Source organism: Thalassotalea fusca (genome assembly GCF_053485835.1).
On the sequence record NZ_JBQRUN010000006.1, the window covers coordinates 21,892 to 38,603 of the forward strand.

The 16,712-nt window shown below is 41.0% G+C and carries 13 protein-coding genes and 1 tRNA gene; 10 read left to right on the plus strand and 4 right to left on the minus strand.

Annotated elements, in window-relative coordinates:
* The first annotated feature begins 162 nt into the window (after nucleotides 1–162).
* The 6 genes from aceK to ACSLUK_RS09160 all read left to right on the plus strand — a co-directional run bounded on the left by aceK (nucleotide 163) and on the right by ACSLUK_RS09160 (nucleotide 6,960).
* Nucleotides 163–1,893, plus strand: a complete 1,731-nt coding sequence (gene aceK, locus ACSLUK_RS09135; protein ID WP_448548254.1) for a bifunctional isocitrate dehydrogenase kinase/phosphatase — start codon at nucleotides 163–165, stop codon at nucleotides 1,891–1,893.
* A gap of 135 nt (nucleotides 1,894–2,028) precedes the next feature.
* Nucleotides 2,029–2,105 (plus strand) — tRNA-Trp (locus ACSLUK_RS09140).
* Nucleotides 2,106–2,574: 469 nt separating this feature from the next.
* On the plus strand, nucleotides 2,575–5,718 hold the full coding sequence (locus ACSLUK_RS09145; protein ID WP_448548255.1) for an EAL domain-containing protein: 3,144 nt from the start codon (nucleotides 2,575–2,577) through the stop codon (nucleotides 5,716–5,718).
* Nucleotides 5,719–5,797: 79 nt separating this feature from the next.
* Nucleotides 5,798–6,154, plus strand: coding sequence for a DNA polymerase III subunit psi (locus ACSLUK_RS09150; protein WP_448548256.1), 357 nt, complete (start codon nucleotides 5,798–5,800; stop codon nucleotides 6,152–6,154).
* Nucleotides 6,121–6,597, plus strand: a complete 477-nt coding sequence (gene rimI, locus ACSLUK_RS09155) for a ribosomal protein S18-alanine N-acetyltransferase (protein ID WP_448548258.1) — start codon at nucleotides 6,121–6,123, stop codon at nucleotides 6,595–6,597. The genes ACSLUK_RS09150 and rimI overlap by 34 nt, the downstream gene beginning before the upstream one ends.
* 117 nt (nucleotides 6,598–6,714) lie before the next feature.
* Nucleotides 6,715–6,960: a hypothetical protein gene (locus tag ACSLUK_RS09160; RefSeq protein ID WP_448548259.1), complete on the plus strand. Its 246-nt coding sequence runs from the start codon at nucleotides 6,715–6,717 to the stop codon at nucleotides 6,958–6,960.
* A gap of 120 nt (nucleotides 6,961–7,080) precedes the next feature.
* On the opposite strand, the gene ACSLUK_RS09165 is transcribed toward ACSLUK_RS09160, so the two are convergent.
* From ACSLUK_RS09165 to ACSLUK_RS09180, 4 genes are all read right to left on the minus strand, one after another.
* Complete coding sequence (locus ACSLUK_RS09165; protein ID WP_448548260.1) at nucleotides 7,081–7,473, minus strand: hypothetical protein; 393 nt, start codon at nucleotides 7,471–7,473, stop codon at nucleotides 7,081–7,083.
* Between the two features lie 55 nt (nucleotides 7,474–7,528).
* Entirely contained in the window at nucleotides 7,529–8,671 is a 1,143-nt protein-coding gene (locus ACSLUK_RS09170) for a serine hydrolase domain-containing protein (protein WP_448548261.1), read from the minus strand.
* 351 nt (nucleotides 8,672–9,022) lie between these two features.
* Nucleotides 9,023–10,264 (minus strand): M56 family metallopeptidase, encoded by a 1,242-nt coding sequence (locus ACSLUK_RS09175; RefSeq protein WP_448548262.1) that lies wholly within the window; start codon nucleotides 10,262–10,264, stop codon nucleotides 9,023–9,025.
* Complete coding sequence (locus ACSLUK_RS09180; RefSeq protein ID WP_448548263.1) at nucleotides 10,257–10,631, minus strand: BlaI/MecI/CopY family transcriptional regulator; 375 nt, start codon at nucleotides 10,629–10,631, stop codon at nucleotides 10,257–10,259. Before ACSLUK_RS09180 ends, ACSLUK_RS09175 begins: the two co-directional genes overlap by 8 nt.
* A 591-nt stretch (nucleotides 10,632–11,222) precedes the next feature.
* On the opposite strand from ACSLUK_RS09180, the gene prfC reads away from it, so the two are divergent.
* The 4 genes from prfC (at nucleotide 11,223) to ACSLUK_RS09200 (ending at nucleotide 16,711) form a co-directional block, all read left to right on the plus strand.
* Nucleotides 11,223–12,803, plus strand: a complete 1,581-nt coding sequence (gene prfC, locus ACSLUK_RS09185) for a peptide chain release factor 3 (RefSeq protein ID WP_448548264.1) — start codon at nucleotides 11,223–11,225, stop codon at nucleotides 12,801–12,803.
* Between the two features lie 138 nt (nucleotides 12,804–12,941).
* A complete protein-coding gene (gene argS / locus ACSLUK_RS09190) occupies nucleotides 12,942–14,681 on the plus strand; it encodes an arginine--tRNA ligase (protein WP_448548265.1) in 1,740 nt (579 codons plus the stop codon).
* Between the two features lie 15 nt (nucleotides 14,682–14,696).
* Nucleotides 14,697–15,818 (plus strand): HDOD domain-containing protein, encoded by a 1,122-nt coding sequence (locus tag ACSLUK_RS09195; RefSeq protein WP_448548266.1) that lies wholly within the window; start codon nucleotides 14,697–14,699, stop codon nucleotides 15,816–15,818.
* A gap of 104 nt (nucleotides 15,819–15,922) precedes the next feature.
* Nucleotides 15,923–16,711: a TatD family hydrolase gene (locus tag ACSLUK_RS09200; RefSeq protein WP_448548267.1), complete on the plus strand. Its 789-nt coding sequence runs from the start codon at nucleotides 15,923–15,925 to the stop codon at nucleotides 16,709–16,711.
* Nucleotide 16,712 lies beyond the last annotated feature (1 nt).

Here is a 16,712-nt window from a genome sequence, read left to right on the forward strand (position 1 = left end):
ACTAAAAAACCGCGTAATTTTAGTTGTCAGCGCGCGCAATAGCAAGCCATACCCTATTGTTCATGCTATATCACTGTAATTTATGCCCAGTATTTGTGAAAATTGTTCGATTGTTAACGTGAATTTCCACTAAGCTTGGGCAAAAACCTCTGTGAAATTGGCATGAAAAACCTTGCAATTGCGCTGGCAAAAACGATCTTAAACGGCTTTGAACGGCATATTTACCTATTCAGTGAGATCACACGTACTGCACAAACCCGCTTTGAACAGCGACAATGGCATGAAGTGCAACTCGCTGCACGTGCGCGCACTGATTATTACGATCTACGCGTCACAGAAACCCTCACAACCATCAAGAATGATTTTCGCATCACCGCGCTCAACGTCATGCTGTGGCAACAGGTGAAAACTGAGTACTTAAATCTATTGCAACAACACCCACAATCTGAACTAGCAGAGAGCTTTTATAATTCTGTCTTCTGTCATTTGTTCGAGCGGAAGTATTACCACAATGCCTTTATTTTTGTTGAATCAAGTAAAGCACGCCCTGCTTCCCCCAAACCGCGCATTTATCGCCGCTATTACCCAAACGAAAAAGGCATGTTTCAAACTGTTGAAGACATTGTTCGACACGCTGGCTTTAATGTGCCGTTTGCTCACCTTAAAGCGGATATTAATGCCTTGATTCGCGCATTTGCGAAACAATCACCCAATACGCGCTTTGAAGAGGCCCACTTAACAATTGATATTTTAGATTACGTGTTTTATCGCAATAAAGGGGCTTATTTGATTGGTCGGGTTATCTCACCGAAAGGAGAAACTCCCTTTATTGTTCCAATCATAAATAGCCACGCTCAAGGACTAACACTTGATGCGCTCTTAACCGACAGCACAAATATGGCGGTAGTATTTGGTTTTGCCCGAGCCTATTTTTTTGTTAATTGCCCCCATCCACAAGCGCTGGTCGACTTTTTACAAAACTTAATCCCACACAAAACGCGTGCTGACCTTTATTCAGCTATTGGCTACCATAAACAAGGGAAAACACAGTTTTATCGCGATTTTTTGCATCATTTAAATAAGAGCGATGACAAATTTCAGTTGGCCGAAGGCATTAAAGGTATGGTGATGTCAGTGTTTACGCTACCTTCATACCCTTATGTATTTAAACTCATCAAAGATAAGTTTGCGCCAAGCAAATTAATGACTCGATCGGATGTAAGAACTAAGTATCGCTTAGTTAAACTTCATGATCGGGTTGGTCGCATGGCCGATACGATGGAATACTCGGAGGTTGCATTTCCACGCGACCGATTTTCTGATGAACTATTGAGCGAACTTCAGCAAGTGGCCACATCCAGTATTTGCTTTGAAGATGACCTTATTATCATCAAGCATTTATACATTGAGCGTCGCATGACACCACTCAATCTGTATTTAGCCAAAGCGAATCAGGAAGAAATTGAGCACGCTATGAATGGTTATGGTATGGCCATCAAACAACTCATTGCCGCCAATATTTTTCCTGGGGATATGTTGCTTAAAAATTTCGGCGTAACCCGTCATGGGCGAGTGATATTTTACGACTATGACGAAATTACCTATATGAATGAAGTTAACTTTCGTGTGAAGCCAGAGCCCGTTACTGAAGAACAAATATTTGCCGCGGAACCATGGTACTCCGTGGCGCCAGGTGATGTTTTTCCAGAGGAATTGGCAACTTTTGCTCTTGCTAACCCTGTTTATCGCGAGGCATTTATGAAACACCACGCAGATTTACTTGACGCTAGCTATTGGCAGCACTGGCAAGATCAAGTGGCTAAAGGACATTTTGCCGACGTATTCCCCTACCCTGATGAATTAAAGCTCTCGGCTTCCAAAGCCAATAAATAGCCTGCGATATGGAGCTGTTGGCAGAGTTTTGGGCGTAAACATCGTCGAAACGCGCAAAAAACGTTCGAACAGTTGTTTTTTTTGCAAATAGCTCTTTACCTTTAATATTGCATCAGTATAATTCACCTCCGTTGCAGGGGTATAGTTCCAATTGGTAGAACAGCGGTCTCCAAAACCGACGGTTGGGAGTTCGAATCTCTCTACCCCTGCCATTTCCTCCTTTCACATTTTTAGCAATTTCACAACATCATCATGAAACATAGAGCGTGTTGAGCTTTACTGTGTATTTTTGCAGCTGAATGTTTGGTATTTAGACTAGGCAGAGCCTTCGTCGTGTAGTTATTCTCCTCAAGTAAGGCGATAACACAGTATAAATGCCAAACAGGCGCTGCCCGAAGGGTTCAATTGAGCGAGCTTTGCAAATTGTTGCCTACATAGATGTAGGTACTTAGCGTGAGCAGGTCGCGGTAGCTGCGCTCGATTTTTACGTAAAACAACTATGCTACAAAGCGAGCACCGCGATCAAAACACGATCAATCTGAACAAAATTCACACATTAACGCTCAATACGCTCTTAGCATTTGAATAAATTTATTTGCTCGGTATACTGAATTTTCGTCTTTTATATTTTCGAAGTGGATTACGGATGTCCAATGACGTTCGAATGAATTCTGGTTCGGTATGGTATATACAAAATTATTTAGAAGTATTTTAATCTCGTTCGCGTTGTATGTTGTAGCGTTCCCATCGCCTGTTTTTGCCAATTCAAATTATTTACACATTCATCAATATATCGCCGACCCTTCCCATACCAAACAGAGTAAATATCAATTTCTTCTCAATCAATATCAACAACTTGAACAAGATACTTCTGAAAACTATAAAGCGGCAATTATTACGCAGCTCGTGCTCGCATCGGCAAGATTAGCAAACTCAGAATTATACCAGCAATGGTCAAACGAACTTGATAGTTTACTCATTCCACCTAAAAGCCGTAACGCACTGGAACAATTGCGCGCTAAAGCGGATATAGAGCTCCATTACTTCCAAAGCGATTATTTGGGACTGATTGAGCAAGGCGAATCATTTCTAAAACAACAACAGATTAATTTGGTGCAAGCTAAGCTAAATTTTGAACATGAACAGTTGTTTTTTACACGACTAGATGTTGCCCAAATTACCAATATGTTGGGCGTCGCATATTTCTTTACTGGTAACTATAAGCAAGCACAATCCAATTTTCTATCGGCACTCACCCAATATGAACAACTCGAAGAAACGCGTGGGCAAACTGACATACTAAACAATTTATCGTTAATCAGTTGGGCACAAAAAAATTACCAAGAAGCGATCAATTATCTTGAAAAAGCCAAAATACTCTCTCAAGAAATTGGAAACATTTCGGGTGTGCTGAGCAGCCTCACGAACCAAGGCATCTACTATCACGAACTCACGCAATTTGATAACGCTATCCACCATTTCAATCAAGTCATGCAGCATGAAAGCATAAATGAGTATCCTAAATTAGCAATTTCGGCGCTCATCGCCATGTCTGAAACACTGAGCCAAGTAGGCGAATTAACTCAAAGTAAAATCGCGATTGAAAGCGCACAAACAATTAGCCATTCACTGGCCGATTCACTTTATCAAACACGTACTAACTTAGCTTTAGCTCACCTATATTTGGCCGAAACCAGATTTCAAGACGCCTTATCTTTGTTTGAGCAAGTTAAACGAGAGTATCAAAGCAGACAACTCATTAAAGAAGAAGCGGATGTAACTTTGGCAATCAGCCTAGCATACAAAGGCATGGGAGATTTTCAGCAAAGTTTAGCGAATTACGAGCAATACCATAAGTTATCGACAGATCTGTTGGCCAAAGCGCAGGATGTTTCAATTAATCAATTGAAAAAACAGCACCAGCTTGCCATGCGCGATAACACCATCAAATTACTGCAACAGGAAAATCACCTTAAAAATGCGGAAATTGTCTCACAACAGGATCAACAATTGCTGGTTATAGTTGTGGCTGTCGCAACGGGTATTATGTTTATGCTTGGTTACAACTGGTACTTCACACGCAAAGAATCAGTGAGATTGCGTCAAAAAAACCAAATTATTGAACGAAATGAGCAGCAACTATTGTTGTTGTCTTTTGCCTTCAAAAACACCTCTGATGGTGTTTGGATTACCAATACGGATGGCATTATTGAAGTAGTCAATAACGCCTTTGTTAAACTTACTCATCATTTAAAATCCGAAGTAGTAGGCCGCCCTGTAAGATTAGCTCCGGTAAAAGGCCAAGATGAGCAATTAATGAAACGCATTTTTAATCAGGCCAAAGTAGATGGTTCATGGCGTGGTGAGCTATATGATCAACGGGCCTCAGGGATGATTTATCCAATTGAGCTTGAGATTGAAGCGATTAACAACGAAGACGGCGTCACAACTAACTACCTTGGAGTGTTTAGAGACATCACTGAGCAAAAAGAAGCAGAGGCGCAATTAACTAAGCTTGCTACTCACCATAAAGTCACCCAACTGCCAAACAGAACGCTGTTTCAAGAGTTACTCAATCAGTCTTGCCTCAATGCCTCAGCGAATGGTGTACACCCAACGGTCATCTATCTGGAATTTACCAATTTTAAGCAAATTAATGACATGTATGGTCATCAGTCTGGCGAGCAATTGCTCGTAGAAGTCGCCAACCGTATCAAAGGTGTTATTCAAGACAAAGACGTACTGGCACATTTTAATAATGACGAATTCTGTTTGCTGGCTAAACTCAAAACCCCGAAGCGAGGCGGCGCAAAGATCGCACAGAAGCTATTATCGGCGCTAGAAACACCTTTTGATGTTAATAACAGTCCATTTAAAGTTAACGTGGCTATCGGCATCACATTTTATCCAAATGATGCCGACAACGCGGATGAACTAATACGCAAAGCTATGATCGCGATGCTTGATGTAAAAACAACACAAAAGCACCACTACCGATTTTACGAGCAACACATGAATGATGAGGTGACATTGCAACTGGAACGTGAACAACGGTTGTTAAACGCTATCAACAATCAATATTTTGACTTTTATTATCAGCCGATTGTTGATGTAAATACGCAAGATGTTGTTGCCGCCGAAGCTTTGATACGCTGGCAAGAGCCAGACGGTACATTGATTCCGCCAGACGCGTTTATCCCACTTGCCGAGCAATGTGGCATCATTGATCAAATCGATCGTATTGCTATTGATAGTGTGCTTAAACAAAAAGCGCTTTGGCAACAAAACGGCATTGAATTAAGCATGTTGTCGATAAATTTATCAGCAAAATTGTTTAGCCAGCCTCAAACCTTAATTACGCTGTTGCAAGCCAAACTAAGCCAATACCAAGTGTCTGCAAAAGGCATTAATATTGAAATCACAGAAAGCATGTTATTGAGTAATCTACAAGAAGCTATTCAAACTATGCACGAGTTGAAATCGTTGGACTTTTCGTTATCGCTTGACGATTTCGGGACAGGTTATTCATCGTTGAGTTATTTGAAGCTATTTCCAATCGACACCTTAAAGATAGATCGGTCATTTATTAAAGGTATCCACGAAAGTGAAGTTGATGAAAGTATTGTTCGAGCGATTATCACAATGGCAAAAACACTGTCATTAAAAGTAGTCGCAGAAGGAGTAGAATTAAGTGAGCATCAACAAATTCTGGCCAAAACAAAGTGTGATTACTTCCAAGGCTATTATGAAAGTAAGCCTTTGCCTGTACCAGCATTTGAAGCTCACTTAACCCTGAAAAAAAGACATGCCAAGTTAAGCGTTTAACTATGAAGTGTGCTTAGCTTGTTAACTTTCGTTCTATAAATGATTATACTGTCACATCATACAATTGTTTGGCCGCAAAATGCAGTTAACTTCACGAAAATTAGCTTTGTTAAATGCGATAGAAATTCCTGTTTGGGTTCGTCGTGACATAGCAACGACAAAGCAATCGACTGCTACTACATTGCCAATACCAATTGATATTAAAGACAATCAACTTTTTAAAGATATTTTACACACGCTGGCACTAACTACCGATGACGTCACCGTGACAAGTGACCACATCGATCTGGGCACGACTAACTGGTATTTTACGCCTGCACAAGATATCTCTTTTTTAAAAAATGTACTAACAACACCAGAACTGTCGGCTATTGCGACAAATAGTGAATTGAAGAAAAAATTATGGCAAATATTAGCCAACAACCTAATCAGTTAATATCTTTCCAACCTACTAGCCCTGACGTTATTGCTGAACTAATGCGTATTGAAAACGCATGTCATAGCCATCCGTGGAGTGAAAAAACTATGCTCAGCTGTATTGGGGGTCGTTATTTTGGCTACTATGCTCAATCAAAATCGCAAGAAATGTTAGGATTTTATATTGGTGAATATGTCGCAGGTGAGTCCACGTTAATGGATATTTGCGTGAACCCAAGCGCCCAAAACAAAGGCATTGGAAAACAGCTACTTCATCATTATCACCAGCAAGCTCAAGCATTAGGAGCGGAATTGTCGTTCTTAGAAGTTAGGGCAAAGAACCTTGCTGCATTGATGTTATATATCAATCAAGAATACGTTGAAATAAACCGTCGTACTGGCTATTACCCGGCAGAAACTGGTTACGAAGATGCCATTGTTATGCGTAAATCGTTTAAGTGATTTTACACGATTACAAATTAACACATTCCACTACATGAATACGCTACTTTTATTGCTCACTCACTAATACACTTACCTCATATCTAAGAGTGCAAACACCAACGTGAGGTAAGAGCTATGTATACACAACAGACATACGGCAACAAATTAGCATATGCTCAGGCTTCACTTGAGCAAGCTTGTCATACCTTAATGAATGAATTGTCACTTGATAGACAATCTAGCATTGCATTGTTGAGTAATGCTATACAGTCAAATATAGAAGCGTGCGGGCTGACATCAACGGCACCTGTAAATACATTGCCATTACTTACAGAGCAAGAAAGTCATTTTATTTCAGGGCTATTTCAAAAACCTTGTTAATTTGCATGAGTGAAGTTAGACGTGACAGGTATATTTGAAAAATAGAGGCCCTATACTAAAAGCCCCGCTAGTATGCGAGGCCTTTATAAGACATATTAGGAACCACCAAATATAGATTTTCTAATAATACTCAATTAATATTTTTTCTGAGTGGGATTTATTCACAAACTTACCATGTGTAACTCTATCACGGGGCAGCGTTACCTTCCAAACGCCAGCTCGATCAACACTCAATTTAACATCATCGCTGGAAAGCTCTTCACTAGTAACTACCGCAACAAAGTAATTACCATCTTCATTTGAAAGGGAATCTCCTCTACGAAAAGTTGAAACATTTACCGAAAACCCACTACCAACTCCACAAGCACGTTGAAATACATATAGCTCCTGCTCACCAGAATGGTGAGCCAAGACCCGATTTCCGCAATCTTGTTCCCAGTCAGAAAAAAGAAAATATAACAAACATAAGGGGAAGATCGATATTAAAAACAATGCTCTAATAGTAGTTTGCATAACTTCCTCTCATTTTGAGTCATAGCCGTTCCATCAACCGCTTTCGAGTTTTACTTCAATATATCGAAGGGTCTTCCCCATCCCACAATTTTAAATCAGCCAATATCTGAAAGGTTGCATAAGTAAAATCATTCACGCTCAGTGACACAGAATTGCACATTCCAACAACCGACGTTTTGGTATCTGGTCTTCGTATATAGCTAGTATCTGTGCCGACCCAGCCGCCGTTGTGGAAAAAATAACGACCATCGGTATTTTGCCCATTGGCGTAATACCATTTTCCTTCGTCACTATCAGGAATATTAACATTTGGCTTGTTCAACAGCGCCATTAATTCTTCCGGATTTTTACCCAGTTTAGGAGTATAAAAGTGATTGTCCCAAATAAGCATGTCATCGATGGTGGTGAATAAGCCCCCATCACCAATAGTGTGTAAAGCGGTTAAATGATTAAGTTGTTGTCCTGCTCCAGGCGAGCGATATCCTGATGCTCGGTTAGGAATTACCTCTTCGGCGCTGTCTGAGAAAAACGTATTGTTCATACCAAGCGGCTTGAATATGCGCTTGTCAGTGAATTCGCGTATCGTCATTCCACTTACCCGCTCTACTAATTTTGCCAGAATGATATATCCGTGATTACTGTATTCCATAGTAGTGTCAGGCTCATGCACAATCGGAAAATCTTTAATTACAGAATAATATTCTGCATTTGATACAAATTGTTCACTACCAATCATAAACCCGCTCAAAGAAGATTCACGTAACGTGTCGAGTTGATCCTCGAAGTTCCCTAAACCAGAGAAATGACCAAGTATTGAATTAATGGTGATTTTTCTTCCATAGTCTCTTAAATCAGGCAGATGCTGGCGTATATCGTCATCCAGCTTGATGGCTCCGTCATCGGCTAACAGCAAAACAGCAAACGCTGTAAATTGCTTTGATACCGACGCCATCCTGAACACCGACTTATCATTGAGTGGAATTTGATACTCCAAATTGGCTAGTCCATAACTTTTTTTAAAAATAAACTGTTCGTTTTGGATTATACCTATGGAGCAGCCCGGCCCATCCAGACTAATGCTCTTTTCTGCAATTGCGTCCATTCGTTTTTCTAAAAGCGTTAGCTGCTTATTCTGTGCAATAGCTTGACCTGAACTTAATAGCAAGCAACACGCGAGCGCCTGAATTATTCTGTGCATGATTTTTCCCCTATTTTATTATTTGCTTAGAAACGTTGGTCTTCCATGTGAACTAACACGTTGGATAACTTTGTATTCAACGCTTCTTGTAACATCATCGTCACGCTCTATGATTTGGCACACAACAATTTGTAACTGCAACTTCACAGTATCACTCGATTCCACTGAACAACACGTCTTGTGTTTTCACGTGAAAGAATAAAATGTCCGCCATGCCGTACACTTCATCCTCCTAAAAAGCAAGCCGCGTACGGCCGCTTCTGGTATATATGCGACTGTCAGACTTGATTGAGTTCTGTTAATCGAGTCTGACAGATAGAGTTAAGACCTATTCACATTAATAAATCGGAATTATTTCCCTTGAACTTCAATTCGCTCCAATAACGATTGGCGTTTAGCGCTGCCTTGACCAAGCAAAAAATCTAGTTGAACCAGTTGCCCTTCATGTCGCTTGCCATTTGCATTATATTGCCATTTTTTCAGTGCTCTTCTCGCACTCTTATTAAATATATCTGAAGGCTCAGCTTTGATTACTGAGATATTTTCGGTCGTACCATCTGCGTCAATGTCAAACTGCAACAACACTGAACCTTCTAATTTTTGTTTAATCGCTTGGTCTGGGTAAATTGGTTCAACACGCATTACTGGCGATAGCTCTGCCGATTTAGATTTGACTCCCTTCGCACCTGATTCCCCTAGCATCGAATTGCCCGCATAACTTGCCGTTGTTAATAACATTAACATCGTTGCACCTGCGGTCACGGCTGCACGCAAACTTGTTCTCTTGTCGTTTTTAATTAATTGAATACGATTCATCATCATATTTCGCTCTCCATACTCATTAAAAGAAAGTAAGGCAAAGGTGCTAGGCGGTGTTGACTCCGCTGTAATTACCAAGGCTTTACTGTAGTTGATTCTGCAACTTCGCTGTGTGCGCGCCAGCACAGCAAAGTCGCAAGAATATTCCTGATCTTGGCGGAAATATCGATATGACCACCACACCAATGGATGAAACCAGAAGCATGCAACTACGCTACAAGCTAATAGGTTCCACCACATATCTTTTCGTTGATAGTGACAAAGTTCATGCGCGATGATCAGTCGCTGCTGTTCTTCGTTATAAAGAGTACTAAATTCTTCAGGCAACACTAATTTGGGTCGCCACAAGCCAAGCAGAAACGGAGAATACACCGCTTCACTGTAATAGACCTCAACGGGTAAACGTTGGCTCATGTCTTCGTGTTTAACCAAAGAAAGTTGCTTGTAAAACTGCACATGTGATATCGCAACATAGCTAATAAATGTCGCTAAGCCCAATGCCCAAACGCCCAACAGCATTGCAGATAACGTCATTGTGTCGTTAGGCACACTGTTCGATACAATCTGATAAATATCAATCGATACAGGTGCACTGGCAAAGTTAGCTACTATCGGCAGCGGAAAATGATAGGCTAATAGCCCGAGTGGTACTAAACCCCAGCTATAGTAACTCAGTGTAACGCCAACATGACGAGTAAACATGTGCCGTAATAACAAAACAGCTAACATCAGCAGCGTTAGCGGCACAATGGAATTCAGCAGAAAATCAGTCATTTTCGTTTTCCCATTGCTCAATGATCGATTTTAATGCTTCAACATCTTCTTTCTTCAGATCATTTTTACTGGCAAACCCAGCAACTAACGGTGCAACTTTGCCGCGAAACATTCGCTGAATAAAGCTTGAACTTTCCTTACTGGTATATTCTTCCCTGGCAATAAGCGGAAAGTAGAGATATTTTCGTTGATCTTTTTCAAAACTGATCGCCTCTTTTTTTACAAGGCGATTAAGTAAAGTTTTTACGGTTTTGTCGTGCCAGCTTTTTTCTTCATTTAACGCTTCGATTACTTGCTGCGCATCTAGTGGACTCTTTTGCCATAGTACTTCAAGCACTTCAAATTCGGCCTTACTGATTTCTATCATATGTGAATCGCTCATATTTCTATTTAAATTGCTATTTATATGCTTGAAGTTACTTTATCCAATCCCACTTACGATTACAATCGTAATACACAAAGAATTACACTCGTAATCAACAAAGTCAATAAAAAATTTTTAAACGATCCTTTTATATATGAAATTTGAGCGTGTTGTTCTTTGCTGTATGATTTTGCAGCAGCATGTTTGGCATTTAGACTAGGCAGAGCCTTCGTAGTGTAGTTGTCCTCGGCTTTGGCATCCTGCGTCGCTCTACCTCCTGCATCCATGCAGTCGTCCTCAAGCAAGGCGATAACACAGTATAAATGCCAAACAGGCGCTGCCCGAAGGGTTCAATTGAGCGCGCTTTGTTCATTATTGCCTGCATGGAAATAGGTACTTAGCCCAAGGAAGAAGCTAAAACCGTACTACAAACCGGACATCTGATTCAAACACGTTTAGGGTGAACAAAATTCGTACGACAAAAAACAACACGCTCTATGCAAATAACCGCAGATAAATGCTGCTCTTAGTGGCCATTTTCGCTATAATATCGCGCTCTTGAATTTGTCCGATTAATTTAACTAGGTATTAAGCATGTCTGTACAACAGCAGGAAGTCGACTTACGTAGAACGTTTGCGATTATTTCTCACCCTGATGCGGGTAAAACCACCATTACGGAAAAAGTATTACTTTTTGGTCAAGCACTACAAAAAGCAGGTACCGTAAAGGGGAAAAAGTCAGGACAACATGCAAAATCCGACTGGATGGAAATGGAAAAAGACCGTGGTATATCAATTACCACCTCGGTAATGCAATTTCCTTACAGTAATTGTTTAGTCAATTTACTTGATACACCGGGTCACGAAGATTTCTCTGAAGATACTTATCGTACACTAACGGCAGTGGATTCATGTTTAATGGTAATCGACACCGCAAAAGGTGTAGAGGACAGAACCATTAAGCTTATGGAAGTAACGCGCCTTCGCGATACGCCAATTATTACTTTCATGAACAAAATGGATCGCGACACTCGAGATCCAATGGAAGTAATGGATGAAGTGGAAGACGTCTTAAAAATAAAGTGTGCACCAATCACTTGGCCTATAGGCATGGGTAAAGAGTTCAAAGGTGTATACAACATTTTGACCGACGAAACGATCCTCTATCAATCTGGACAAGGCCATACTATTCAAGAAAAGCGCGTAATTAAAGGATTGGACAATCCAGAACTAGATGCCGCAATAGGAAACTATGCCGATGACCTACGAGAAGAGCTTGAACTCGTTATTGGTGCATCACATGAGTTCAATTTGGAAGAATTTTTGGCAGGTGAACTAACACCTGTTTACTTTGGTACCGCTCTTGGTAACTTTGGTGTAGATCACATGTTAGACGGCTTAACACAATGGGCCCCTAAACCACAGTCGCGACAAACCGACGTCCGCGAAGTATCTGCCGAAGAAGAAAAATTCTCTGGTTTCGTATTCAAAATTCAAGCTAACATGGATCCGAAACATCGTGACCGCATTGCCTTTATGCGTATTTGTTCAGGCAAGTACGAAAAAGGCATGAAAATGCGTCAAGTGCGTATAAACAAAGACGTTAAGATTGCCGATGCCGTTACCTTTATGGCAGGTGATCGTGCTAACGTAGAAGAAGCTTATGCTGGTGACATCATAGGTTTGCACAATCATGGCAGTATTCAAATTGGTGATACATTTACTGCAGGCGAAATGATGAAGTTCAGTGGCATTCCAAACTTCGCACCAGAAATGTTTCGCCGTATTCGCCTAAAAGATCCATTAAAAGCGAAACAATTGCAAAAAGGATTGATTCAATTATCTGAAGAAGGTGCGGTTCAAGTATTTCGCCCGTTGAACAATAACGACATGATAGTTGGTGCTGTCGGTGTTCTTCAGTTTGAAGTTGTTGTTCATCGTTTAAAAACAGAATACAACGTTGACGCCATCTATGAGTCAATCAGTGTAGCAACCGCACGATGGGTAACCTGTGAAGACGAGAAAATCATGGAACAGTTTAAACGCAAAGCGAGTGACAACTTAGCGCTAGATGGCGGTGATAACTTAACGTATGTCGCCCCTACTATGGTGAACTTAAGTTTGGCACAAGAGCGTTACCCTGAAGTTGTTTTCCATAAAACAAGAGAGCACTAGCGGTTGACCGTGGCGATTCACAACAAACTGTATAATTCGTCACAAAATCGATTACAAATTAATTTACGCGGTAGCGAGCATCAATACGTCGAACGCAACACGCTACCAGCATGAAACAGATGCAAAGAGTCTAAGCACATGAATATTCGCAATATACTGAATGAAAAAGTATTGGCAGCTATGGTAGCTGCAGGCCTCCCAGACGACACCAACCCTGCTGTTAATGTGTCAAGCCGACCTCAATTTGGAGATTATCAAGCCAATGGCGTGATGGGCGCAGCGAAAAAGTTGAAAACAAACCCTCGAGAACTTGCCACTAAAGTAGTAGAAAACCTCGATTTGTCAGGTATTGCGAGTAAGGTGGAACTTGCTGGCCCAGGTTTTATCAACATTCATTTAGACAACGACTGGCTAGCTAAACAACTAGCAACAATGAGCCAAGACTCGCACTTAGCAGTGAGCCAGTCGACGATTCCTCAAAATATCGTCGTTGACTATTCTGCACCTAACCTAGCGAAAGAAATGCACGTTGGCCACTTACGTTCAACCATTATTGGTGATGCCGTTGTTCGTGCGATGGAATTTCAAGGCGATAATGTTATTCGTCAAAATCACATGGGTGACTGGGGCACACAATTTGGTATGTTGCTGGCGCACCTGAGTGATAAATTAGCTGGCAATGAAGTCGCAGAAACAGCACTAGCCGACTTAGAAAACTTTTATCGTGAAGCAAAGGTTCGCTTTGATGAAGAAGAAGGTTTTGCCGATCGTGCACGCGAATATGTTGTAAAACTTCAAGGTGGTGATAGCGATTGCAATCAGTTGTGGCAGCAATTTATCGACATTTCAATAGCGCACAGTGAAGAAATTTACAACAAGCTCAATGTGACTCTACGCCGTGAGCATGTTATGGGTGAAAGTGCCTATAACGACGACTTATCTGCAGTTATAGATGAGCTGATGGCCAAACATATTGCCGTTGAAGACCAAGGCGCAAAAGTTGTCTTTATTGATGAAATGGCAAATAAAGACGGCGAACCGTCTGTATTTATCGTGCAAAAATCAGGTGGTGGATTCTTATATGCAACAACCGATTTGTCAGCATGTCGCTATCGCGTTAATCAACTAAAAGCAAACCGCATTGTTATCTTTACTGATGCACGCCAAGCATTGCACTTTAAACAAGTGGAAATCGTAGCGCGTAAAGCAGGCTTCTTACCAGACAATGTTGCCTACCAGCACTGTCCATTTGGTATGATGATGGGTGATGACGGCAAGCCATTTAAAACGCGTACAGGTGGCACAATCAAGCTAGCGGAATTACTTGATGAAGCAGTTGCACGTGCTAAAGATTTAATCGCAGAGAAAAACCCTGACTATGATGAGCAAACACTCGCGGAGATTGCTGAAAAAGTCGGTATTGGCGCAGTTAAGTTTGCTGATTTATCTAAGAACAGAACCAGCGATTATATCTTCAATTGGAAAACCATGTTGAGCTTTGAGGGCGCTACTGCTCCTTACTTACAATATGCCTATTCGCGTATTCAAAGTATATTTACCAAAGCCGATGTGGATACAGCGAGCTTCATTAGTGAGGTCAACATTGTCCAAGAGCAAGAAAAAGCGCTCGCATTGAAATTATTACAGCTTGAAGATGTGATAACTGCAGTAACCACTGAGTGTACGCCTAACTTACTGTGTAACTACTTATATGAACTCGCGAGTTTATACATGAGTTTCTATGAGGCATGCCCAATCCTAAAAGACGGTATTGCTGATGAAGTAAAACAATCTCGTTTAGCACTTTGTTTGTTAATTAGCCGCACACTCAAGCAAGGGTTAGATATTTTAGGCATTGAAACAATGGAACGCATGTAAGCGTTTACTTCAAGCATGAAAGTATTGTTACTCGATGACGCAAGTGGTCAGCTTGCGTCATTAGCGACCGAACTTAGTAATCGTGGCTGTAAGACAGCTTTATTTACAGACGCTGTTCGTGCAGTTAAGGCTATCGCGCAACATGAAATAGAACTTGTCATTTGCACTGAAAAACCAAACAAGACTAGTGGTTATCATGTGCTCAAAGCTATTTCTATCAGATATCCACATGTCATTCGCGTGATCGTTGACAACAACGCAGGTTCAAAAAAATCCAACGAATTTGCCCATGCACATTTTGGATTAGGTCACAGCGCATCTGATATTGCTAATCAGTTACTAAACTTTAAACACACACATAGTCGCATCACGAAAGCAGTAGTTGTAAAAGCGGTGAGTCAGGTTAAGACGCTGCCAAGCCCGCCGAAAGTTTACGTACAATTAAAAGCACTTTTAGATGACAATAATTGCGACTCAGATAAGATTGCTGACATCATCACTCAAGATCCAGCACTTGCAGCTAAAGTTTTACAATGCTCAAATAACAGCTTTGTCCAATCCAATAAGCCGCTAACCAATATCAGCGATGCTATTACAAAGATGGGCGTAGAAACGTTAAGCTTGATTGTGATGACGGCGGAACTGTTTTCGCAACAAGCTGACATTCCGGGCTTTTCAATTGCCGACGAGCAAACATCCGCACTTGCAACTGCTAAATTTGCTGCTTCACTGGTCGAGCTCAATGAAAAAGAGCAAACATTGTTGGTTGGCTTGCTTCACCGCCTAGGTATGTTGATTTTGCTGGGCATTGAACCCCAACTAACCCAAAAATATCTTGCATTACCTAATAGCAGTCAACTATTAATTGACGTACAACGCAAGATATTTGGCACTGATCACTGTCAAGTTGGCGCTTACTTATTACATCAATGGAGCTTTTCATACGACATGGTTCGAGCAGTATTAGAGTACTGCGCCCCTGCTAAATTGATTAAGCAACCTTTTGGAAGTGCTCATGCGGTTTATATTGCGAGTAACTTGATTCGAAAACAACAGCTCGATGAAGACTTTGTCAAACATTTTGCTTTGGAAAAGAAATTACCAGCACTTGAAAAACGTGCGGCTAAATACCTCTAGCTGCACAATATTCCTTGAACGCCAATGCTCAGTTTCAAACAAATCGGAACGAATTGTGGTAATCTTAACTAAGTATCTAACCACATACTCAATTCATTATACGAATGCACTACCAGTTTACCGACACTCATTGTCACTTAGATTTTGATAGTTTTTCCGATACCTTAGCATCATTGCTGAAACAATGCGGACAACTTGGCATTTCACGTATCATTGTACCTAGCATTGGCCCAGAGAATTGGCACAAAGTACTTAAATTGAGCCATCATCCATCTACGGTTAAGCTGCAAGCATGTTTGGGCATTCATCCATGGTTTCTGAGTACTGTTGACAATAACACTCTTGAGCAGTTGCAACAATTAGCGTTAGCAAAGCAGACAGACATTATCGCCATCGGTGAAACGGGCATAGATGGCAAAATTGCAGAACAGCAAAACAATTTATCGCTACAAATTGAAGTATTCGAGTCACAGATTCAACTCGCTAATCAAATAGACAAACCGTTAATTGTTCATCACCGACAATCGCATCAAATCTTGCATAAGACACTTTCTCGCATAAAATGTCAGCGTGGAGGCATCATTCACGCTTTCTCTGGAAGTTACCAACAAGCAAAGAGCTACATTGATCTTGGGTTTAAACTGGGCATTGGCGGTACGATTACATACCCAAGAGCACAAAAAACGTTAAAAACTGTCAGCAAGTTACCACTGTCATCACTAGTTTTGGAAACTGACGCGCCGAGTATGCCGCTTTTTGGCCAACAAGGAAAAGACAACTCCCCTGTCAATATTCCCACCATATTTGCACAGCTTTGCACGTTGCGTTCAGAGTCACCAGATACCGTTGCTGAGCAATTGCAGACAAATGTTAGTGAGCTATTTGATTACTAGC